The organism is Pseudomonas sp. NyZ201, from assembly GCF_049860765.1.
In the GTDB taxonomy this organism is placed as follows: Bacteria; Pseudomonadota; Gammaproteobacteria; order Pseudomonadales; family Pseudomonadaceae; genus Aquipseudomonas; species Aquipseudomonas bharatica.
On sequence record NZ_CP187557.1, the window covers coordinates 4,329,176 to 4,348,988 of the forward strand.

General features: G+C 64.9%; 21 protein-coding genes. 19 read left to right on the forward strand and 2 right to left on the reverse strand.

All coding sequences use genetic code 11. The features are described from left to right. Nucleotides 1-115: 115 nt before the first annotated feature. The 4 genes from dsbD to ACPFMA_RS19175 all read left to right on the forward strand — a co-directional run bounded on the left by dsbD (nt 116) and on the right by ACPFMA_RS19175 (nt 4,229). On the forward strand, nt 116-1,828 hold the full coding sequence (dsbD, locus tag ACPFMA_RS19160; RefSeq protein ID WP_420057031.1) for a protein-disulfide reductase DsbD: 1,713 nt from the start codon (nt 116-118) through the stop codon (nt 1,826-1,828). Next, complete coding sequence (locus ACPFMA_RS19165; RefSeq protein WP_420057032.1) at nt 1,828-2,673, forward strand: prolipoprotein diacylglyceryl transferase family protein; 846 nt, start codon at nt 1,828-1,830, stop codon at nt 2,671-2,673. Before dsbD ends, ACPFMA_RS19165 begins: the two co-directional genes overlap by 1 nt. Further along, complete coding sequence (dsbG, locus tag ACPFMA_RS19170; protein ID WP_420057033.1) at nt 2,670-3,428, forward strand: thiol:disulfide interchange protein DsbG; 759 nt, start codon at nt 2,670-2,672, stop codon at nt 3,426-3,428. Before ACPFMA_RS19165 ends, dsbG begins: the two co-directional genes overlap by 4 nt. A 255-nt stretch (nt 3,429-3,683) precedes the next feature. Next, on the forward strand, nt 3,684-4,229 hold the full coding sequence (locus ACPFMA_RS19175) for an RNA polymerase factor sigma-70 (RefSeq protein ID WP_009396246.1): 546 nt from the start codon (nt 3,684-3,686) through the stop codon (nt 4,227-4,229). 1 nt (nt 4,230) lies between these two features. On the opposite strand, the gene ACPFMA_RS19180 is transcribed toward ACPFMA_RS19175, so the two are convergent. Next, nucleotides 4,231-5,034, reverse strand: a complete 804-nt coding sequence (locus ACPFMA_RS19180) for a substrate-binding periplasmic protein (RefSeq protein ID WP_425928479.1) — start codon at nt 5,032-5,034, stop codon at nt 4,231-4,233. Nucleotides 5,035-5,206: 172 nt separating this feature from the next. Here ACPFMA_RS19180 and ACPFMA_RS19185 point away from each other — a divergent pair, with 172 nt between their 5' ends. After that, the gene (locus ACPFMA_RS19185; RefSeq protein ID WP_009396234.1) at nt 5,207-5,758 is read left to right on the forward strand and encodes an exonuclease domain-containing protein; all 552 of its coding nucleotides are present in this window, start codon (nt 5,207-5,209) and stop codon (nt 5,756-5,758) included. A 74-nt stretch (nt 5,759-5,832) separates the two neighbouring features. Continuing rightward, nucleotides 5,833-6,117: a pyrimidine/purine nucleoside phosphorylase gene (locus ACPFMA_RS19190; RefSeq protein WP_009396232.1), complete on the forward strand. Its 285-nt coding sequence runs from the start codon at nt 5,833-5,835 to the stop codon at nt 6,115-6,117. A gap of 133 nt (nt 6,118-6,250) precedes the next feature. Here ACPFMA_RS19190 and ACPFMA_RS19195 read toward each other — a convergent pair whose 3' ends face one another. Next, the gene (locus ACPFMA_RS19195) at nt 6,251-6,940 is read right to left on the reverse strand and encodes an alpha/beta family hydrolase (protein ID WP_425928480.1); all 690 of its coding nucleotides are present in this window, start codon (nt 6,938-6,940) and stop codon (nt 6,251-6,253) included. A 49-nt stretch (nt 6,941-6,989) separates the two neighbouring features. Here ACPFMA_RS19195 and ccoN (ACPFMA_RS19200) point away from each other — a divergent pair, with 49 nt between their 5' ends. The 13 genes from ccoN (ACPFMA_RS19200) (at nt 6,990) to ACPFMA_RS19260 (ending at nt 19,732) form a co-directional block, all read left to right on the forward strand. Then, nucleotides 6,990-8,414, forward strand: coding sequence for a cytochrome-c oxidase, cbb3-type subunit I (ccoN, locus tag ACPFMA_RS19200; RefSeq protein WP_425928481.1), 1,425 nt, complete (start codon nt 6,990-6,992; stop codon nt 8,412-8,414). Nucleotides 8,415-8,424: 10 nt separating this feature from the next. Beyond that, nucleotides 8,425-9,033, forward strand: coding sequence for a cytochrome-c oxidase, cbb3-type subunit II (gene ccoO, locus ACPFMA_RS19205; protein WP_420057036.1), 609 nt, complete (start codon nt 8,425-8,427; stop codon nt 9,031-9,033). Nucleotides 9,034-9,038: 5 nt separating this feature from the next. Then, nucleotides 9,039-9,236, forward strand: a complete 198-nt coding sequence (locus ACPFMA_RS19210; protein ID WP_009396225.1) for a cbb3-type cytochrome oxidase subunit 3 — start codon at nt 9,039-9,041, stop codon at nt 9,234-9,236. Continuing rightward, entirely contained in the window at nt 9,233-10,168 is a 936-nt protein-coding gene (ccoP, locus tag ACPFMA_RS19215; protein WP_279900227.1) for a cytochrome-c oxidase, cbb3-type subunit III, read from the forward strand. The genes ACPFMA_RS19210 and ccoP (ACPFMA_RS19215) overlap by 4 nt, the downstream gene beginning before the upstream one ends. A 492-nt stretch (nt 10,169-10,660) precedes the next feature. Further along, nucleotides 10,661-12,103: a cytochrome-c oxidase, cbb3-type subunit I gene (ccoN, locus tag ACPFMA_RS19220; RefSeq protein WP_009396220.1), complete on the forward strand. Its 1,443-nt coding sequence runs from the start codon at nt 10,661-10,663 to the stop codon at nt 12,101-12,103. Beyond that, the gene (gene ccoO, locus ACPFMA_RS19225) at nt 12,103-12,711 is read left to right on the forward strand and encodes a cytochrome-c oxidase, cbb3-type subunit II (RefSeq protein ID WP_009396219.1); all 609 of its coding nucleotides are present in this window, start codon (nt 12,103-12,105) and stop codon (nt 12,709-12,711) included. Before ccoN (ACPFMA_RS19220) ends, ccoO (ACPFMA_RS19225) begins: the two co-directional genes overlap by 1 nt. 5 nt (nt 12,712-12,716) lie before the next feature. Then, nucleotides 12,717-12,914 (forward strand): CcoQ/FixQ family Cbb3-type cytochrome c oxidase assembly chaperone, encoded by a 198-nt coding sequence (locus tag ACPFMA_RS19230; protein WP_009396218.1) that lies wholly within the window; start codon nt 12,717-12,719, stop codon nt 12,912-12,914. Then, nucleotides 12,911-13,891 (forward strand): cytochrome-c oxidase, cbb3-type subunit III, encoded by a 981-nt coding sequence (gene ccoP / locus ACPFMA_RS19235; RefSeq protein WP_009396217.1) that lies wholly within the window; start codon nt 12,911-12,913, stop codon nt 13,889-13,891. Before ACPFMA_RS19230 ends, ccoP (ACPFMA_RS19235) begins: the two co-directional genes overlap by 4 nt. A 387-nt stretch (nt 13,892-14,278) precedes the next feature. Further along, nucleotides 14,279-15,697 carry a cytochrome c oxidase accessory protein CcoG gene (gene ccoG / locus ACPFMA_RS19240; protein WP_425928482.1) on the forward strand — a complete coding sequence of 473 codons (1,419 nt, stop codon included), beginning with the start codon at nt 14,279-14,281 and terminating at the stop codon, nt 15,695-15,697. A gap of 12 nt (nt 15,698-15,709) precedes the next feature. Next, on the forward strand, nt 15,710-16,249 hold the full coding sequence (locus ACPFMA_RS19245; protein WP_009396215.1) for a FixH family protein: 540 nt from the start codon (nt 15,710-15,712) through the stop codon (nt 16,247-16,249). Nucleotides 16,250-16,377: 128 nt separating this feature from the next. Then, a complete protein-coding gene (locus ACPFMA_RS19250) occupies nt 16,378-18,831 on the forward strand; it encodes a heavy metal translocating P-type ATPase (RefSeq protein WP_425928483.1) in 2,454 nt (817 codons plus the stop codon). A gap of 9 nt (nt 18,832-18,840) precedes the next feature. Continuing rightward, on the forward strand, nt 18,841-19,056 hold the full coding sequence (gene ccoS, locus ACPFMA_RS19255; protein WP_064301847.1) for a cbb3-type cytochrome oxidase assembly protein CcoS: 216 nt from the start codon (nt 18,841-18,843) through the stop codon (nt 19,054-19,056). After that, nucleotides 19,049-19,732: a sulfite exporter TauE/SafE family protein gene (locus ACPFMA_RS19260; protein ID WP_009396206.1), complete on the forward strand. Its 684-nt coding sequence runs from the start codon at nt 19,049-19,051 to the stop codon at nt 19,730-19,732. The genes ccoS and ACPFMA_RS19260 overlap by 8 nt, the downstream gene beginning before the upstream one ends. Nucleotides 19,733-19,813 lie beyond the last annotated feature (81 nt).

Below are 19,813 nucleotides of genomic sequence, written 5' to 3' on the forward strand. Positions count from 1 at the left end.
TTAACCGAGGATTATGCCCTGCCCCACGGGCCCCGTCGCCTGCCGGCCGACGGCTTAACCTTGCTTTAATCCGCCCGGGTCAGCCTTGGCCGCTCATGACATCCAAGGCTTCGACATGCGTGCATTGATCCTGGCGTTTCTCTGCCTGTTCGGTTCCCTGAGCCAGGCGCAGGACTTCGCCAATCCCTTCGCCCAGGGCGACTTCCTCCCGGTGGAAAAGGCTTTCGTCTTTACCAGCGAGCGCCTGCCTTCGGGAGAAACCCGCCTGCACTGGGCAATCACCGAGGGTTACTACCTTTATCAGAAGCGCCTGAAATTCGATGGCCTGACGCCGGAACAGACGCCGCCGCTGCCTCCTGCTGTCGATCATCACGACGAATTCTTCGGCAACCAGCCGGTCTATCGCGGCGCCCTGGAGCTGATCCTGCCTGCCTCGGCCAGGGGGACGCTGCGCATGGGCTGGCAAGGCTGCGCCGATGCCGGGCTGTGCTACCCGCCGCAAACCTCCGTGGTCGACCTGGGCGGCGCGGCCGCGAGCGCGGCCCAGGCCGACGACCAGGTCCTGGCCGGCACCCTGCAACAGGGCCGACTGGCCTGGGGGCTGCTGGTGTTCTTCGGCCTCGGCCTGCTGCTGGCGTTCACCCCTTGTTCGCTTCCGATGTTGCCGATCCTCGCCGGGCTGGTGATGGGCAGTAACGTCAGCAGTCGCCGTGGCTGGGTTCTGGCCGGCACCTATGTGCTGAGCATGGCGCTGGTGTATGCCGCCCTCGGGGTGATCGCCGCACTGCTCGGTGCCAATCTCCAGGCCTGGCTGCAACAGCCATGGCTGCTCGGCAGCCTGGCGGCGCTGTTCATCTTGCTGGCGCTGCCGATGTTCGGCGCTTTCGAACTGCAATTGCCGATGGCCCTGCGTGATCGCCTGGAACGTGCCGGCAGCAAGACACGCGGCGGCAACCTGGCCGGTGCCGCCGTGCTCGGCGCGCTGTCCGGCCTGTTGATGGGCCCGTGCATGACCGCACCGCTGGCCGGCGCCCTGCTGTACATCGCCCAGAGCGGCAACGCCGTGCATGGCGGCCTGGTGCTGTTCAGCCTCGGCCTGGGCATGGGCCTGCCGCTGCTGTTGCTGGTCACCGTGGGCAATCGCTACCTGCCGCGCCCCGGCGCCTGGATGAACCTGGTCAAGGGCCTGTTCGGCTTCGTCTTCCTCGGCATGGCCCTGTACACCCTGCGCGTGGTCCTGGCGCCGAGCCTCTGGCTGGCGCTGGCCGGCGCCTGGCTGCTGGCCCTGGCGTGGAGCGCCTGGCCAGCCCTGAAGGGCTTGCGTGCGCTGCAGCCGGTGATGCTGGTCGCCGGTTTGTGGGGCGTGCTGGCACTGGTCGGTGCAGCGGGTGGCGGTAGCGATCCGTGGCGCCCGCTCGCGCCGTTCAGCGGCGCCGGCGCCAAGGTCGTGGCCGACGAAGAGGCCTTCACCACGGTGAGCACGCCGCAAGCCTTGCAGGCCGAACTGGACGCCGCGCGCAACCAGGGCCAGTGGGTGTTCCTCGACTACTATGCGGATTGGTGCGTGTCCTGCAAGGTCATGGAAAAGCAGGTGTTCGCCCGTCCTGACGTCCTTGCGGCACTGGCCGGGGTCCGCCTGGTGCGCCTGGATGTCACCGCCGACGCCGCCCCCGCCCGCGAGCTGCTCAAGCGCTACCAGGTCCCGGGCCCGCCGAGCATGCTGTGGATCGGCCCCGATGGCGAGGAACGCCGTGCCCGGCGCATCGTCGGCGAAGTGGACGCCACCACCTTCCTGCAACACTGGAACAGCACCCGGAGCGACGGCTGATGTTGACGGTGAATATCGGCCCGGTCGCCCTGGCCCTCGACCACCTGCTGCTGCTTCTGGCCCTGGGCCTGGCGACCCTGGTCGGCTGGCGCGTGGCCAGGCGCGGCGGCGACAACCCCGAGTCGTCGCTGTTCAACCTGTTCATCGCCGGGCTGCTCTGCGCGCGGATCGGTTTCGTCGCTGCCTACTGGCCGCTGTACCGTGACGACCTGCTGCAGATCGTCGATATCCGCGACGGCGGCTTCCGGCCCTGGACCGGCGCCCTCGCTGTGCTGATCGGTGCACTGTGGATCGCCTGGCGCAAGCCGGGCCGGCGCCGTCCGCTGGGCTGGGGCCTGGCCAGCGGAGCGCTGTTCTGGCTGCTGGCCAGCTGGGCCAGCCATCTTTACGAACAAGGCACGCAACTGCCGCACCTGAGCCTGAAGAACGCCCAGGGCCAGGAAGTGGCGCTGGACAGCCTGCGCGGCAAGCCGCTGGTGATCAATATCTGGGCGACCTGGTGCCCGCCGTGCCGGCGTGAAATGCCGGTGCTGCAACAGGCCCAGCACGAGTACCCGCAGGTCACCTTCCTGTTCGTCAACCAGGGCGAGACGCCGCAGATCGTCACCAACTTCCTCGCCACCACCGGGCTCAACCTGTCCCACGTGCTATTCGACGCCGGCGGCCACCTGGCCACCGCCGTCGGCTCGATGGCCCTGCCCACCACCCTGTTCTACGACGCCGACGGGCGCCTGGTGGGCAGCCACCTGGGCGAACTGTCCCGCGCCAGCCTGCATCACGCGCTGCAATCCCTCGATGAAGACTTGCGCCGCGCTCCCGCTCCCGCAACAAGGAATGCACCATGAGAATCCCGCTTTACCTGAGCCTGGCCGCGAGCCTGACGGTCAGCCCCCTGCTGGTGGCCGAAGAGCTGCCGCCGGCCGTGCGCCAGATCGAAGCCAAGGGTGCCGAGGTGGTCGGCCGCTTCGATGCACCCGATGGCCTCAAGGGCTATGCCGCACGCTTCCAGAATAGAGGTGTGGCCCTGTACCTGACCCCGGATGGCAAGCACGTACTGGTGGGCAGCCTGTTCGATGCCCAGGGCCGGGACCTCAGCGAGCCGCAACTGGAAAAGCTGGTGTATGCGCCAATGGCCAAGGAGGTCTGGGCGAAGATGGAGAAAGCCGCCTGGATCGCCGACGGCAAGGCCGATGCTCCGCGCATCGTCTACCTGTTCAGCGACCCGAATTGCCCGTACTGCAACATGTTCTGGGAGCAGGCGCGGCCGTGGGTCGAATCCGGCAAGGTGCAGTTGCGGCATATCATGGTCGGCATCATCCGCGCCGACAGCCCGGGCAAATCGGCGGCCCTGCTCGCCGCCAAGGACCCGCAGAAAGCCCTGCTGGAACATGAACGGGCCGGCAAGGCGAGCACGCTCAAGGCCCTGGAGCAGATTCCCGCCGAGGTCCAGGCCAGGCTCGACGCCAACCAGGCCCTGATGGACGAGCTTGGTCTGTCCGCCACCCCGGCGATCTTCTACCTCGACGAACAGCAGCGCCTGCAACAGCAGCAAGGGGCGCCGCGCCCGGAATTGCTGGGCAAGATCCTCGGCAAGCGCTGAGCCCTCCTCCCGTCCGGAGCGAGCCCAGCCCGCGCTCCGGTTCGTTTGACCGCCCCATGCAGGCGGTCTTTTTTTGCCCGTGACGCACTCGAACGCCAGCTAGCCAGGCTCTGCGTCGGGCTTAGATCTAAATCGCAGGATCTATTACCAACTTTCGCATTTGACAATAATTATCATTAATACTAGTTTGTCGCACGTCGCAGTGAACGGCCCCGTAAGGCCGTTCGCTATCCACTTAGAGAAAAGGTGATTTCCATGGCGGAACAACTATCCACAGGTAAGTGCGATTCACCGTTACTCCAAGCGTTCGTCGACAATCGCAACATCCTCGTCAAGATCGCGGCCCGCATCACCGGCTGCCGCTCTCGGGCCGAGGATGTCGTCCAGGACGCTTTCTTCCGTCTCAATTCCGCGCCGCAGATCACCTCGTCGTTCAAGGCGCAACTGAGCTATCTGTTCCAGATCGTGCGCAACCTGGCCATCGACCATTACCGCAAGCAGGCAATGGAAATGAAGTACTCGGGAAGCGAAGAGGAAGGCTTGAACGTGGTGGTCCAGGGCGCCTCGCCCGAGGCCGCGCATATCAACTTCGCCACCCTCGAACATATTGCCGATGCGTTGACCGAACTGCCGCCGCGCACCCGCTACGCCTTCGAGATGTACCGCTTGCACGGCGTTGCGCAAAAGGACATTGCCAAGGAACTCGGCGTGTCCCCGACCCTGGTCAACTTCATGATCCGCGACGCCCTGGTGCACTGCCGCAAGGTGTCCAGCGCGCGCAGTGCCGGCTCGACCCACTGAATCACCGGGCGGGCGTAGCGGTCACCTGGATCTGGTAGGGCTGGAAGATCCTCGTCAGCTCGCCGCTGGCCCGTAACTGCTCGAGCAGCGCGGCGAATTCCTCGCCGCTGATCTTCGCCTGCGGACGCAGCAACGCGTAGTGGTGATAGACCTGGTCGATGCGCTGCGAGGCGAGCAACTCATCGGCGCTGCCCGGGTTGCGCACCATGTAGTCGCTCAGGTACGAGCGGGTGACCAGGGCGATGTCGGCACGGCCGCGCTGCACCATCAGCAGGTTGCTGTCGTGGGAATAGGTGAGCGTGGCGTTGTAGGTGGTGGCCAGGTAGCGCGGATCGGGATTGAAATTGGCGAAAGCGTAGTGATAACCGCTGAACAGGGCCAGGCGCTTGCCCTTGAGGTCGTCGAAGTAACGCTGATCGCGTCCTTCGGTACGGTGGGTGACGAAGACCTCGGCATCCTCCAGGCCCATGTCCACGCTGACGTGGGCGATGTTCTGCCAGCCCCAGTCCGGGTTTTCGAAGATCGCCACGTCCACCCGCCCCTGTTCGAAATCACGAAAGCGCCGCGGAATCGAGGTGGGCACCAGGACAAAATGGAAGCGTTGCTGCGCCTTGTTCAGCGCTTCGGCCAGTTGCGGCAGCAAACCGGTATCCGCGCCCTGCTCGGGGCGCACGGTATAAGGCGGAAAATGCGCCGCGCCGATCTTGATATCGACGCTTTCCCCGGCGAAAACCGCCTCTGCCTGCCAGGTCAGGAAAAGACACGACAACGAAAGCAATACCCGTGGTATTGGCGCTGGGATCAAGGGCAACACTCTCAAGGATTTCCGGCCTGAATCCAACTAAGCTAGGGGTTTTCCCGAGGTAACACAACCCGCTGCTTGCGCCATTTTCGCGCACTGGGGGCAAAATGCCATGGGATACCGGCGACGGCCGGGTTTGGCTACGCTTGAGCCTTATCTTGTCAGGGAAACAGTTATGGGCCATTGGTTGGTGATCGACCTGGAAGCCACCACCGATGACGGCGGTTGGCCGATCACGGAAATGGAAATCATCGAAATCGGCGCGAGCCTGGTCAATCGCGAAGGCCGCGAGGTGGATCACTTCCAGCGCTTCGTCAAACCGCGGCGGCGTCCGCAATTGACGGCGTTCTGCCGCCAGTTGACCCATATCACCCAGGCCAACGTGGATGGCGCGGCGCCCTTCGCCGACGTCTGGGAACAGTTCGAGCGCTGGCTGGGCAACTACCAGCCACGCCTGGAGGGCTGGACCAGCTGGGGCGACTACGATCGCAAGCAACTGCTCCAGGAATGGCAGGCCAATGGCATCGACAGCCTGCTGGCCCGGGTTCCCCACCTCAACCTCAAGCAGCGCTTCGCCAAGGCCCGCCACCTGAGCCGGCCGCCGGGGCTCAACGGCGCGTTGCAACTCGCCGGATTGCAGTTCCAGGGGCAACAGCACCGGGCCCTGGAAGATGCGCGCAATACCGCGCGTTTGCTGCCGCTGACCCTGCCGTTGCAGGGCACCTGAAAGCGGATGACGAGACCAGCCGGCTTGGGCATACTGGCCGGCCTTTTTGGTCCCTTTCTTTTCAGGAGTCGCCCATGTTCAAAGTCAACGAGTACTTCGATGGCACGGTCAAATCCATCGCCTTCACCGGCGCTGAAGGTCCGGCCACTATCGGCGTCATGGCCCCGGGCGAATACGAGTTCGGCACTGCCCAGCGTGAAATCATGCACGTGGTCTCCGGCGCCCTGACCGTCAAGCTGCCAGACAGCGACAACTGGGAAACCTTTTCCGCCGGCAGCCAGTTCAATGTGCCGGCCAACGCCAAGTTCCAGCTGAAGGTCGCGGTGGATACCGCTTACCTCTGCGAGTACCGCGACTGAGCTATTCCTGAGGGTTGATGCTGTTGCTAATGGCCTCATCGCCGGCAACGCCGGCTCCCACAAGTCAGGCGGCGTACACCAACCTGTGGGAGCCGGCGTTGCCGGCGATGAGGCCCTGACAGCCACGAAAGATTCAGCCCAGGAACGCCGCGACCCGCTGCGCCGCCGTCTGCATATGATCGGCATGAGTAAAGCCTGAAGCCTTCAACGGCTTGAGGTCATGATCCCCCGCCTCCAGCCAGCACAGCTCGATCGCCGGCGACAGTTCGTAGTTTTCCACCGCCTCCCGGTTCCCCAGGGCATCCCGCGTCCCCTGGATGATCAAGGTCGGCGTCTTCAGCCCGGCCATATGCGCCACCCGCGGCTTCTCCGGCTTGCCCGGTGCATAGAAGGGATAGCCCAGGCACACCAGAGCGTCCGCCCCCAGCTCGTCCGCCAGTAGACTGGCCATGCGCCCGCCCATGGACTTGCCGCCAACCGCCAGCGGCCCAGCGACCAATGGTCGCACCTCGCGCCACACCTCACGCCAGCTCTCCAGCAAAACCGCCTGGGGATTCGGCGGCCTTTTGCCACCAGTGGCGCGGCGCTGCGCCATGTACGGGAACTCGAAGCGCAGCACGCCAACCCCTTGCCCGGCGAGCCTTTGCGCGATGTCGTCCATGAACCCGCTGTCCATCGGCGCACCCGCCCCATGGGCAAGCACCAGGCAGCCGCGAACCCCGCCATCTGCCTGATTTTGCGGGGCATTCCACAGCCACCCGCGCACGTTCGCCCTGTTCGCCAATTGATCCCCGTCAATACCGGCGACCTGCCCATTAATCATGCTTGCCTCGCTTTCTAGCCTGCCTATAACCGTGGATGGGAACCCATACATGAACACAACCAGCAGTACCGCCTACAACTACAAGGTGGTCCGCCAATTCGCCATTATGACGGTGATATGGGGAATCGTCGGGATGGGGCTCGGCGTTTTCATCGCCGCGCAACTCGTCTGGCCCGCCCTCAACTTCGACCTTCCCTGGACCAGCTTCGGGCGCCTGCGCCCGCTGCATACCAACGCGGTGATCTTCGCCTTCGGTGGGTGCGCGCTGTTCGCCAGCTCGTACTACGCGGTCCAGCGAACCTGCCAGACCACCCTGTTCGCGCCCGCGCTCGCCGCGTTCACGTTCTGGGGCTGGCAACTGGTGATCCTGCTCGCCGCCATCACCTTGCCGCTGGGCTACACCAGCTCCAAGGAATACGCCGAGCTGGAATGGCCGATCGACATCCTCATCACCGTCGTCTGGGTGGCCTATGCCGTGGTGTTCTTCGGTACGCTGATCAAGCGCAACACCAAGCACATCTACGTCGGCAACTGGTTCTTCGGCGCCTTCATCCTCACCGTGGCGATGCTGCACATCGTCAACAACCTGGAACTGCCGGTCAGCCTGACCAAGTCCTACTCGCTGTACAGCGGCGCCACCGACGCCATGGTCCAGTGGTGGTACGGCCACAACGCCGTGGGCTTCTTCCTGACCGCCGGCTTCCTGGGGATGATGTACTACTTCGTGCCGAAACAGGCCGAGCGTCCGGTGTATTCCTATCGCCTGTCCATCGTGCACTTCTGGGCGCTGATCACCCTGTACATCTGGGCAGGTCCGCACCACCTGCACTACACCGCCCTGCCCGACTGGGCCCAGTCCCTCGGCATGATCATGTCCCTGGTGCTGCTGGCGCCAAGCTGGGGCGGCATGATCAACGGCATGATGACCCTCTCGGGTGCCTGGCATAAGCTGCGCTCCGACCCGATCCTGCGCTTCCTGGTGGTGTCCCTGGCGTTCTACGGCATGTCGACCTTCGAAGGCCCGATGATGGCCATCAAGACCGTCAACGCCCTGTCCCACTACACCGACTGGACCATCGGCCACGTACACGCCGGTGCCCTCGGCTGGGTCGCGATGATCTCCATCGGCGCCCTGTACCACATGATCCCGAAAGTCTTCGGCCGTACCCAGATGCACAGCATCGGCCTGATCAACGCGCACTTCTGGCTCGCCACCATCGGCACCGTGCTCTACATCGCCTCGATGTGGGTCAACGGTATCGCCCAGGGCCTGATGTGGCGTGCGGTCAACGCCGACGGCACGCTGACCTACTCGTTCGTGGAAACCCTGGTGGCCAGCCACCCGGGCTTCATCGTGCGCTTCGTCGGCGGTGCGATCTTCCTGACCGGCATGCTGCTGATGGCCTGGAACACCTGGCGCACCGTGCGTGCCCCGGTTGCGGCCACCGCAGACGCTTCCGCGCAGCTGGCCTGAGGAGTACGAGATGAAACACGAAGCCATTGAAAAGAACGTCTTCCTGCTGGTTTTGCTGATGGTGTTCGCCGTGAGCATCGGCGGCCTGACCCAGATCGTTCCGCTGTTCTTCCAGGACGTCACCAACAAGCCGGTCGAAGGCATGAAGCCCTACACCGCGCTGCAACTGGAAGGCCGCGATATCTACATCCGCGAAGGCTGCGTCGGCTGCCACTCGCAGATGATCCGTCCGTTCCGCGCCGAAACCGAGCGCTATGGCCACTACTCGGTGGCCGGTGAAAGCGTCTGGGACCACCCGTTCCTCTGGGGCTCCAAGCGTACCGGCCCTGACCTGGCCCGCGTGGGCGGCCGCTACTCCGACGACTGGCACCGTGCGCACCTGTACAACCCGCGCAACGTCGTGCCCGAGTCGAAGATGCCGGCCTACCCATGGCTGGTCGCCCAGCAGGTGGATACCCGCCACACCGAAGCCAAGATCAAGGCCATGCGCACCCTCGGCGTGCCGTACAGCGACGACGACATCAGCGGTGCCGTCGCCTCGGTCAAGGGCAAGACCGAAATGGACGCCCTGGTCGCCTACCTGCAGGTGCTCGGCACCGCGATCAAGAACAAGAGGTAAGCGCCATGGATTTCAGTCTGGATATCGGCCAGTTGCGCGGCCTCGGCACCCTGGTGGTGGCGATCGCCTTCATCGGCCTGTCGCTCTGGGTCTTCAACCGCCGGCGTGACCGCGAGTTCGCCGAAGCGAGCCTGCTGCCCTTCGCCGACGACCGCCTGCCCAACGCCGAACAAGAAAACGCCACGAGGAGTAATCGGCAATGACCACCTTCTGGAGTACGTATATCAGCGTACTGACCATCGGTAGCCTGATCGGCCTGACCTGGTTGCTGCTGTCCACCCGCAAGGGCGAGACACCCGGCAGCACCGACCAGACCATGGGCCACGCCTTCGATGGCATCGAGGAGTACGACAACCCGCTGCCACGCTGGTGGTTCTGGCTGTTCGTCGGCACCCTGGTGTTCGCCGCCGGCTACCTGGTGCTCTACCCTGGCCTGGGCAACTGGAAAGGCATCCTGCCCGGCTATGAAAATGGCTGGACCGGCGCCAACGAGTGGCAGAAGGAGATGGAGCGCGCCGATGCCAAGTACGGGCCGATCTTCGCCAAGTTCGCCGCCATGCCGGTGGAAGAAGTGGCCAAGGACCCGCAAGCGCTGAAGATGGGCGGCCGCCTGTTCGCCTCCAACTGCGCCGTGTGCCACGGTTCCGACGCCAAGGGTTCCTACGGTTTCCCCAACCTGACCGACAAGGACTGGCGCTGGGGCGGCGAGCCGGAAACCATCAAGACCACCATCATGCTCGGTCGCCACGGTGTGATGCCGGCCTGGTCGGAAGTGATCGGCGAGCAGGGCGTGGCCGACGTGGCCGCCTTCGTGCTGACCAAGCTGGATGGCCGCAGCGTGCCGGAAGGCACCAAGGCCGACCCGGCCAACGGCGAGAAGATCTTCGCCGCCAACTGCGTGGCCTGCCACGGTGCGGAAGGCAAGGGTACGCCAGCGATGGGTGCGCCCAACCTGACTCACCCGCAGGCGTTCATCTACGGTTCGAGCTTCGCCCAGTTGCAGCAGACCATCCGTTATGGCCGCCAGGGCCAGATGCCTGCCCAGCAGGACATCCAGGGCAACGACAAGGTCCACTTGCTGGCCGCGTACGTCTACAGCCTTTCGCAGGAAGGCGACAAGACTTCTGCACAGTAAGACTTCGATCCATCTGAGGATTGACTGAAACCGCCGCACCCGAACCGGGAGCGGCGGTTTTTTTCGCGCCTGCGGCAGAGTGTCGCATCCCTTCCGCGTACCTCCTTGCACCCCCTCCGAACGGGACTAAGCTTGTTGCCACATGGGGCTTCAGGCGATGTCGACCCTACACCCCTGTCGGGTGATCTCACTTCGCCACAGCCGCGCAAACGCCGATGGCCCTTTGCTTTCCCCTAGTTTTCGCAGGGAGAAAGCGTGGCGTCTCGACGGGAATCGGTGCCTTGTTGGGCGTGCAATCCACAATAAAAATGGTGCACATAAATAATTGATTATTGTGTACAATTTGCGCGGTAGTTGGGTCGGAAGGGCCGCAGCAATGGCCCTGGAGAGCCGTGGGACGGTACCCCTTGCGTTGCAATACCCACACTCCCTGTAGATACTTGCGCCGATTTCTCTACCTACAAAAACACCTAAAAACCGTGGAACCTTAGAATGAGCACAGCAATCAGTCCGACTGCTTATAACTATAAGGTCGTCCGCCAGTTCGCCATCATGACGGTGGTCTGGGGGATCCTTGGCATGGGCCTCGGTGTCTTCATCGCCTCGCAACTGGTCTGGCCGCAGCTGAACCTTGACCTGCCATGGACGAGCTTTGGACGCCTGCGCCCCTTGCACACCAACCTGGTGATCTTCGCCTTCGGCGGGTGTGCGCTGTTCGCCACTTCCTACTATGTCGTGCAGCGAACCTGCCAGACCCGACTGATCTCCGACAGCCTCGCGGCCTTCACCTTCTGGGGTTGGCAAGCGGTGATCGTCAGCGCACTGATCACCCTGCCCATGGGCTACACCACCACCAAGGAATACGCCGAGCTGGAATGGCCGATCGCCATTTTGCTGGCCATCGTCTGGGTAACCTACGCGGTGGTGTTCTTCGGCACCATCGTCAAGCGCAAGACCAAGCACATCTATGTCGGCAACTGGTTCTACGGTGCCTTCATCCTGGTCACCGCGATGCTGCACATCGTCAACCACATCTCGCTGCCGGTGAGCTTCTTCAAGTCGTACTCGGCCTACGCCGGCGCCACCGACGCGATGATCCAGTGGTGGTACGGGCACAACGCCGTGGGCTTCTTCCTGACCACCGGCTTCCTCGGCATGATGTACTACTTCGTGCCCAAGCAGGCCGAGCGGCCGATCTACTCGTACCGCCTGTCCATCGTGCACTTCTGGGCGCTGATCACCCTGTACATCTGGGCAGGTCCGCACCACCTGCACTACACCGCCCTGCCCGACTGGGCCCAGTCCCTGGGCATGGTGATGTCGATCATCCTCCTGGCACCCAGCTGGGGCGGCATGATCAACGGCATGATGACCCTCTCGGGCGCCTGGCATAAGCTGCGCACCGACCCGATCCTGCGCTTCCTGGTGGTGTCCCTGGCGTTCTACGGCATGTCGACCTTCGAAGGCCCGATGATGGCCATCAAGACCGTCAACTCGCTGTCCCACTACACCGACTGGACCATCGGCCACGTGCACGCCGGTGCCCTCGGCTGGGTGGCGATGATCTCCATCGGCGCCGTGTACCACATGATCCCGAAACTCTACGGTCGCGCGCAGATGCACAGCATCGGCCTGATCAACGCGCACTTCTGGCTCGCCACCATCGGCACCGTGCTGTACATCGCCTCGATGTGGGTCAACGGCATCACCCAGGGCCTGATGTGGCGTGCGATCAACGATGACGGCACCCTCACCTACTCCTTCGTCGAAGCCCTGCAAGCCAGCCATCCGGGCTACATCGTCCGCGCCCTGGGCGGTGCGTTCTTCGCCTCGGGCATGCTGCTGATGGCCTGGAACGTCCTGCGCACCGTACGCGCGTCGAAACCGGCCGAGGCTGCGGCCGCCGAACAGATCGTCGTCGTGGGAGCGCACTGATGAAGCACGAAGTAGTCGAGAAGAATATCGGCCTGCTGGCCTTCTTCATGGTCATCGCCGTGAGCATCGGCGGCCTGACCCAGATCGTTCCGCTGTTCTTCCAGGACGTCACCAACAAGCCGGTCGAGGGCATGAAGCCGCGCACCGCGCTGGAACTGGAAGGCCGCGACGTGTACATCCGCGAAGGCTGCGTCGGCTGCCACTCGCAGATGATCCGTCCGTTCCGCGCCGAGACCGAGCGCTACGGCCACTACTCGGTGGCCGGCGAAAGCGTCTGGGACCACCCGTTCCTCTGGGGTTCCAAGCGCACCGGGCCGGACCTGGCCCGGGTCGGCGGTCGTTACTCCGATGACTGGCACCGCGCGCACCTGTACAACCCGCGCAACGTCGTGCCCGAGTCGAAGATGCCAGCCTACCCGTGGCTGGTGGAAAACAAGCTCGATGGCAAGGACACCGCGAAGAAGATGGAAGTCCTGCGCACCCTCGGCGTGCCGTACACCGACGCGGATATCGCCGGTGCCCGCGACGCGGTCAAGGGCAAGACCGAAATGGACGCGCTGGTCGCGTACCTCCAGGGCCTCGGCACCATCATCAAAAGCAAACGGTGACTGCGATGGATATCGGGATGATTCGTGGCCTGGGCACCGTCGTGGTGATGGTGGCCTTCGTGGGCCTGGCGTTGTGGGTGTTCAGTTCTCGGCGCAAATCCGAGTTCGACGAAGCGACCATGCTGCCCTTCGCGGATGATCCCGAGGCCAGCAAGCACGTCGAGCAAGCGCAAGAGAAAGCGTCTAGGAGTAACAACGAATGACTACCTTCTGGAGTCTGTACGTCACCGTTCTGAGTCTGGGCACCATCTTCGCCCTGACCTGGCTGCTGCTCTCCACCCGCAAGGGCCAGCGCAGCGAAACCACCGAAGAAACCGTCGGCCATTCCTTCGACGGCATCGAGGAATACGACAACCCGCTGCCGAAATGGTGGTTCATGCTGTTCGTCGGCACCATCATCTTCGCCCTCGGCTACCTGGCGCTGTACCCGGGCCTCGGCAACTGGAAGGGCATCCTGCCGGGCTACCAGTACCTGGATACCGAAAAGCAAGTGCAGTTCGCCAACGGCCAGGCCGGTTGGACCGGCGTGCACGAGTGGGAGAAGGAAATGGCCCGCGCCGATGCGAAGTTCGGGCCGATCTTCGCCAAATTCGCCGCCATGCCAATCGAAGAAGTGGCCAAGGATCCGCAAGCGCTGAAGATGGGCGGCCGCCTGTTCGCCTCGAACTGCTCGGTCTGCCACGGTTCCGACGCCAAGGGTTCCTACGGCTTCCCCAACCTCACCGACAACGACTGGCGCTGGGGCGGCGAACCGGAAACCATCAAGCAGACCATCATGGCCGGTCGCCATGGCGTGATGCCGGCCTGGGCCGAAGTCATCGGCGAGCAGGGCGTGGCAGACGTCGCCGCGTACGTGCTGACCAAGCTCGATGGCCGCACCCTGCCGGAAGGCACCAAGGCCGACCCGGCCAACGGGCAGAAGATCTTCGCCGCCAACTGCGTGGCCTGCCATGGTCCGGAAGGTAAAGGCACCCCGGCGATGGGCGCACCCAACCTGACCCACCCGCAGGCGTTCATCTACGGTTCGAGCTTCGCCCAGCTGCAGCAGACCATCCGTTATGGCCGCCAGGGCCAGATGCCGGCGCAGCAGGAAATCCAGGGCAACGACAAGGTCCACCTGCTGGCGGCCTACGTCTACAGCCTGTCGCACAAGGATGAAAAGCCGGCCGAGGCGCAGTAAGGCCCGGCGGTAGACAAGGCCCCGTCAGTGCAGGCTGGTGGGGCCTTTTTTCTTGGCAACGGATGCAAGGGTGTACGCGGACCCTGTGGGAGCGGGTTCACCCGCGATTGCGGTAGTGATGCCACCGACGTCATCGCGGGTGAACCCGCTCCCACAGGGCCCGCGTCAACCCGGCGAATTACGTGCGCTAACAGGCCACTTCATGACCTGCATCAATTGACATCGCCATTACACCATTGCCAGCTGCAAACCAACGCGACCTAAGGTCGCACCCGCGCCCCGGGCCCCCTGCACAGGCGTATGATGCGGGCCAGAGCAGCAACACTTCTGACTGCGGTCGGCATGCACTGGCCGCGGCATTTTTCCACTGCCGTGGGACTGTAGACGATGAGCAAGCAGATTCCTGTACAAGACATCACCCCGCCTGCCAAGAACAAGAAAGACACTGGCGTCGACCTCTACGCTGCCCGGGAGAAGATCTACACCCGGGCCTTCACCGGTATCTTCCGCAACCTGCGCATGGCGGGCGGGGCCCTGCTGTTCCTGCTCTACTTCGGCACCGTGTGGCTCGACTGGGGTGGACGCCAGGCCGTCTGGTGGGACCTGCCGGAGCGCAAGTTCTACATCTTCGGCGCGACCATCTGGCCCCAGGACTTCATCCTCCTCTCCGGCATCCTCATCGTCGCCGCCTTCGGCCTGTTCTTCATCACCGTGTTCGCCGGCCGTGTCTGGTGCGGCTACACCTGCCCGCAAAGCGTGTGGACCTGGATCTTCATGTGGTGCGAGAAGATCACCGAAGGCGACCGCAACCAGCGCATGAAACTGGACAAGGCGCCGATGAGCAGCAACAAGTTCCTGCGCAAGTTCGCCAAGCACAGCCTCTGGCTGCTGATCGGCTTCGTTACCGGCATCACCTTCGTCGGTTACTTCGCACCGATCCGCGAGCTGCTGGTGGACTTCTTCACCGGCCAGGCCGACGGCTGGTCCTATTTCTGGGTCGGGTTCTTCACCCTCGCCACCTACGGCAACGCCGGCTGGCTGCGCGAACAGGTGTGCGTGTACATGTGCCCCTACGCGCGCTTCCAGAGCGTGATGTTCGACAAGGACACCCTGATCGTCTCCTACGACCCGCGTCGCGGCGAGAACCGTGGCCCGCGTAAAAAGGACGTGGACTACAAAGCCAAGGGCCTCGGCGACTGCATCGACTGCACCATGTGCGTCCAGGTCTGCCCCACCGGCATCGACATCCGCGACGGCCTGCAGATCGAGTGCATCGGCTGTGCCGCCTGCATCGACGCCTGCGACAGCATCATGGACAAGATGAACTACCCGCGCGGGCTGATCAGCTACACCACCGAGCACAACCTGTCCGGGCAGAAGACCCACCTGCTGCGCCCGCGGCTGATCGGCTACTTCGTGGTCCTGCTGGCGATGATCGGCCTGCTGGCCACGGCCTTTCTCATGCGCCCGCTGGTCGGCTTCGACGTCAGCAAGGACCGCGTGCTGTACCGCGAGAACGCCCAGGGCTGGATCGAGAACGTGTACAGCCTGAAGGTCATGAACAAGGACCAGCGCGACCACGTCTACGTCCTCGAAGCCCAGGGCCTGCCGAACCTGCGCCTCGAAGGCGCCAGGGAAATCCGCGTCGCGGCCGGCGACATCGTCAGCCTGCCGGTGCAGCTGTCGGTCTCGCCCGAGCAGTTGCCGTCGACCACCAACGAAGTCACCTTCATTCTCCGGGACGCCGACGACAGCGCTTCGGAAGTCGAAGCCAAGAGCCGCTTCATCGGCCCGCAAATCCGTTAAGAGAGCACGCCAATGCCTGCAACGAACACCGTTCACAGCGTCTGGTACAAGAACCTCTGGCCCTGGATCATCATCGGCATCCTCGCCACCTCGGTGACCCTGAGCCTGACCATGGTCAGCATCGCGGTGAACAACCCGGACAACCTGGTCAACGACAACTACTACGAGGCCGGCAAGGGCATCAACCGCTCGCTGGACCGCGAGCTGCTGGGGCAGACCCTTAAGCTCAAGGCCAATGTGCACCTGGATGAAGTCACCGGTGAAGTGGAACTGCGCCTGACCGGCGACAGCCAGCCACAGGCCCTGGAACTGAACCTGATCTCGCCCACCCAGCCGGAGAAGGACCGCAAGATCGCCCTGGCCCTGAGCAGCGAGCCGGGACGGTACCTGGGGCAACTGGAAGACAAGGTGGAAGGCCGGCGCTTCGTTGAACTGCTGGGGACGGAAAAGGGGCAGACCTGGCGGTTGTTCGAGGAAGAGGATGTGGCCCATGGGGCGACCCTGGTGCTGGGTGATGAAGAGCTGAAGGGAGCCGAGCACCTGGATAAATAGACGCCTCGATCCCCTGTGGGAGCGGGTTCACCCGCGATTGCGGTAGTGCATTCACCACCGCCATCGCGGGTGAACCCGCTCCCACAGGGTCCGTGGCGAACCACCGAAAGACCTGCGATAAGACAGTCATGACCACCCCCACGCCTTGCTATCACTGCGCCCTGCCCGTCCCCGCCGACAGCCACTTCACTGCCATCGTGCTCGGCGAACCCCGGCCATTCTGCTGCCCCGGCTGCCAGGCGGTGGCCGAGGCCATCGTTGCCGGCAAGCTGGAGAGCTATTACCAGCACCGCAGCGAAGCCAGCGCCAACCCCGATGCCCTGCCCCGCCAGTTGGCCGATGAACTGGCCCTGTACGACCGCGCCGATGTCCAGCAACCCTTCGTCCGCCATGAAGGCGAGCTGGCCGAAGCCACCCTGCTGGTCGAAGGCATCAGCTGCGCCGCCTGTGGCTGGCTGATCGAGAAACGCCTGCGCAGCCTGCCCGGGGTCGCCGAAGCACGCCTGAACCTGTCCAATCACCGCTTGCTGGTGAGCTGGGCCGACAGTCAGTTACCACTGTCCAGCCTGCTCGCCGAACTGCGCCGGATCGGCTACGCCGCCCACCCCTACCAGCCCGACCGCGCCGCCGAGCAACTGGCCGAGGAAAACCGTACCGCCCTGCGCCAGCTCGGCGTGGCCGGCCTGCTGTGGTTCCAGGCGATGATGGCGACCATGGCCACCTGGCCCGAATTCAACATCGACCTCAGCCCCGAAATGCACACCATCCTGCGCTGGGTAGCGATGTTCCTGACCACGCCCATCGTTTTCTACAGTTGCGCGCCGTTCTTCCGTGGCGCCGCCCGCGACCTGCGCACCCGCCACCTGACCATGGACGTTTCGGTGTCGCTGGCCATCGGCCTGGCCTATGCCGCCGGGATCTGGACGGCCATCACCGGCAGCGGCGAGCTGTATTTCGATGCGGTGGGCATGTTCGCCCTGTTCCTGCTCGCTGGCCGCTACCTGGAGCGCCGCGCCCGCGAGCGCACTGCCGCGGCCACCGCGCAACTGGTCAACCTGCTGCCAGCCTCGTGCCTGCGCCTGGATGCCGCCGGCAACAGCGAGCGCATCCTCCTGCGCGAACTGCAGATCGGCGACCGCGTGCAGGTCCGGCCAGGCGCGGTGATACCGGCCGACGGGCGCATCGTCGACGGCCAGTCGAGCATCGACGAATCCCTGCTGACCGGCGAATACCTGCCCCGCCCGCGGCAGACCGGCGACAGCGTCACCGCCGGCACCCTCAATGTCGAAAGCGTACTGACCGTGGAGGTCCAGGCCCTGGGCCACGACACCCGGCTTTCCGCCATCGTCCGCCTGCTGGAGCGGGCGCAGTCGGAAAAACCGCGCCTGGCGGAAATCGCCGACCGCGCCTCGCAATGGTTCCTGCTGTTCAGCCTGCTCGCCGCCCTCGGCATCGGCCTGCTGTGGTGGCAGATCGACGCCGAGCGGGCCTTCTGGATCGTCCTGGCGATGCTGGTGGCGACCTGCCCTTGCGCCCTGTCCCTCGCCACCCCGACTGCCCTCACCGCGGCCACGGGCACCCTGCACCGCCTTGGCCTGCTGCTGACCCGCGGCCATGTGCTGGAAGGCCTGAACCAGATCGACACGGTCATCTTCGACAAGACCGGCACCCTCACCGAAGGTCGCCTGACCCTGCGCGCCATCCGCCCGCTGGCCGGGCTCGATGCCGATCACTGCCTGCGCCTTGCCGCTGCCCTGGAAAACCGCTCCGAACACCCGATCGCCCGCGCTTTCGGCCGCACCACCGCAGTGGCCGAAGCAGTGCAAAGCACCCCGGGCCTGGGCCTGGAAGGCCAGGTCGAAGGCCGCCTGCTGCGTATCGGCCAGGCTGCCTTCAGTTGCGAGCCAAGCGGCGCGCCAGTGCCGCCGATGCCCGACGAACCCGGCCAATGGCTGCTGCTCGGTGACCAGCAAGGCCCGCTGGCCTGGTTCGTCCTCGACGACCGCCTGCGCCACGACGCCGCCGACCTGCTCGACGCCTGTCGCGCCCGTGGCTGGAGAACCCTGCTGCTGTCCGGCGACAGCTCGCCAATGGTCGCCAGCGTCGCTGCCGAACTGAACATCGACCAGGCCATCGGCAGCCTGCGCCCGGACGACAAGCTGCAGCGCCTCAAGGCCCTGCAGGCCGAAGGGCGCAAGGTGCTGATGCTGGGCGACGGGGTCAACGACGTGCCGGTGCTGGCGGCGGCGGATATCAGCATCGCCATGGGCTCGGCCACCGACCTGGCCAAGACCAGCGCCGACGCGGTGCTGTTGTCCAACCGCCTCGACAGCCTGGTGCAGGCCTTCGTCCTGGCCCGCCGCACCCGGCGGATCATCATCGAGAATCTGTGCTGGGCCGCGCTCTACAATGGCCTTATGCTGCCGTTTGCCGCCCTTGGCTGGATTACCCCGGTGTGGGCGGCGGTCGGCATGTCGGTCAGTTCGCTGATCGTGGTGCTCAATGCCCTGCGCCTGACCCGGCTGCGCGGCAGCGTGGCGGCGCAGCCCGCACCCGCCGCGCCCCATGCCGCGCCCGCCTGAGGAACTGCCATGCCCGCACTCTACGTGATGATTCCCGCCGCCCTGGTCCTGGTCGGCATCGCCGTGTACATCTTCTTCTGGGCGGTGGACAGCGGCCAGTACGAGGACCTCGACGGCCCGGCCCACAGCATCCTGTTCGATGACCAGGACCCCAAGCACCAGGCCGCGGTAAAAGGCGAGCAAGCCGCTACGGACGACAAGCCGGAGCCGCCTGCCCGTGGTTGAACTGCTGCCCCTGCTCGGCTCTGCCCTGATCCTCGGCCTGCTCGGCGGCGGCCATTGCCTGGGCATGTGCGGCGGCCTGATGGGCGCCCTGACCCTGGCCATCCCGCCCGAACAGCGCGGCCGCCGCCTGCGCCTGCTGATCGCCTACAACCTGGGCCGCGTGCTCAGCTACGCCAGCGCCGGCCTGCTGCTGGGCCTGGCCGGCTGGGCCCTGGCCGGCAGCCCGCTGGCCACGGCGATGCGCGTGCTCGCCGCGCTGCTGTTGATCGCCATGGGCCTGTACCTGGCCGGCTGGTGGAGCGGCCTGACCCGCGTGGAAGCCCTGGGGCGTGGCCTATGGCGGCATATCCAGCCAGTGGCGACGCGCCTGCTGCCGGTGTCCAGCCTGCCCCGCGCCCTGCTGCTGGGCGCCCTGTGGGGCTGGCTGCCCTGCGGCCTGGTCTACAGCACCCTGCTCTGGGCCGCCAGCCAGGGCAGCGCCATCAACAGCGCCCTGCTGATGCTGGCGTTCGGCGTCGGCACCTGGCCGGTCCTGCTCGCCACCGGCCTGGTCGCCGAGCGTAGCAACGCCCTGTTGCGCCAGCGCGGGGTGCGCATCGCCGGTGGCCTGCTGGTGATCCTGTTCGGCCTGTGGACCCTGCCCGGCCCGCACCAGCACTGGCTCATGGGCCACTGAAGCGGGCTTGATGCAAATCAACACCGATGTACGTGGCGCTCCCTAGACTCCGGACACTGCCGTAATTCCTGGGACTGCCAC

What these genes read in the sequence shown, in the direction of transcription:
- dsbD (WP_420057031.1), top strand. Translation starts at nt 116, where the DNA reads ATGCGTGCATTGATCCTGGCGTTTCTCTGCCTGTTCGGTTCCCTGAGC.
- ACPFMA_RS19165 (WP_420057032.1), top strand. Translation starts at nt 1,828, where the DNA reads ATGTTGACGGTGAATATCGGCCCGGTCGCCCTGGCCCTCGACCACCTG.
- dsbG (WP_420057033.1), top strand. Translation starts at nt 2,670, where the DNA reads ATGAGAATCCCGCTTTACCTGAGCCTGGCCGCGAGCCTGACGGTCAGC.
- ACPFMA_RS19175 (WP_009396246.1), top strand. Translation starts at nt 3,684, where the DNA reads ATGGCGGAACAACTATCCACAGGTAAGTGCGATTCACCGTTACTCCAA.
- ACPFMA_RS19185 (WP_009396234.1), top strand. Translation starts at nt 5,207, where the DNA reads ATGGGCCATTGGTTGGTGATCGACCTGGAAGCCACCACCGATGACGGC.
- ACPFMA_RS19190 (WP_009396232.1), top strand. Translation starts at nt 5,833, where the DNA reads ATGTTCAAAGTCAACGAGTACTTCGATGGCACGGTCAAATCCATCGCC.
- ACPFMA_RS19195 (WP_425928480.1), bottom strand. Translation starts at nt 6,940, where the DNA reads ATGATTAATGGGCAGGTCGCCGGTATTGACGGGGATCAATTGGCGAAC.
- ccoN (WP_425928481.1), top strand. Translation starts at nt 6,990, where the DNA reads ATGAACACAACCAGCAGTACCGCCTACAACTACAAGGTGGTCCGCCAA.
- ccoO (WP_420057036.1), top strand. Translation starts at nt 8,425, where the DNA reads ATGAAACACGAAGCCATTGAAAAGAACGTCTTCCTGCTGGTTTTGCTG.
- ACPFMA_RS19210 (WP_009396225.1), top strand. Translation starts at nt 9,039, where the DNA reads ATGGATTTCAGTCTGGATATCGGCCAGTTGCGCGGCCTCGGCACCCTG.
- ccoP (WP_279900227.1), top strand. Translation starts at nt 9,233, where the DNA reads ATGACCACCTTCTGGAGTACGTATATCAGCGTACTGACCATCGGTAGC.
- ccoN (WP_009396220.1), top strand. Translation starts at nt 10,661, where the DNA reads ATGAGCACAGCAATCAGTCCGACTGCTTATAACTATAAGGTCGTCCGC.
- ccoO (WP_009396219.1), top strand. Translation starts at nt 12,103, where the DNA reads ATGAAGCACGAAGTAGTCGAGAAGAATATCGGCCTGCTGGCCTTCTTC.
- ACPFMA_RS19230 (WP_009396218.1), top strand. Translation starts at nt 12,717, where the DNA reads ATGGATATCGGGATGATTCGTGGCCTGGGCACCGTCGTGGTGATGGTG.
- ccoP (WP_009396217.1), top strand. Translation starts at nt 12,911, where the DNA reads ATGACTACCTTCTGGAGTCTGTACGTCACCGTTCTGAGTCTGGGCACC.
- ccoG (WP_425928482.1), top strand. Translation starts at nt 14,279, where the DNA reads ATGAGCAAGCAGATTCCTGTACAAGACATCACCCCGCCTGCCAAGAAC.
- ACPFMA_RS19245 (WP_009396215.1), top strand. Translation starts at nt 15,710, where the DNA reads ATGCCTGCAACGAACACCGTTCACAGCGTCTGGTACAAGAACCTCTGG.
- ACPFMA_RS19250 (WP_425928483.1), top strand. Translation starts at nt 16,378, where the DNA reads ATGACCACCCCCACGCCTTGCTATCACTGCGCCCTGCCCGTCCCCGCC.
- ccoS (WP_064301847.1), top strand. Translation starts at nt 18,841, where the DNA reads ATGCCCGCACTCTACGTGATGATTCCCGCCGCCCTGGTCCTGGTCGGC.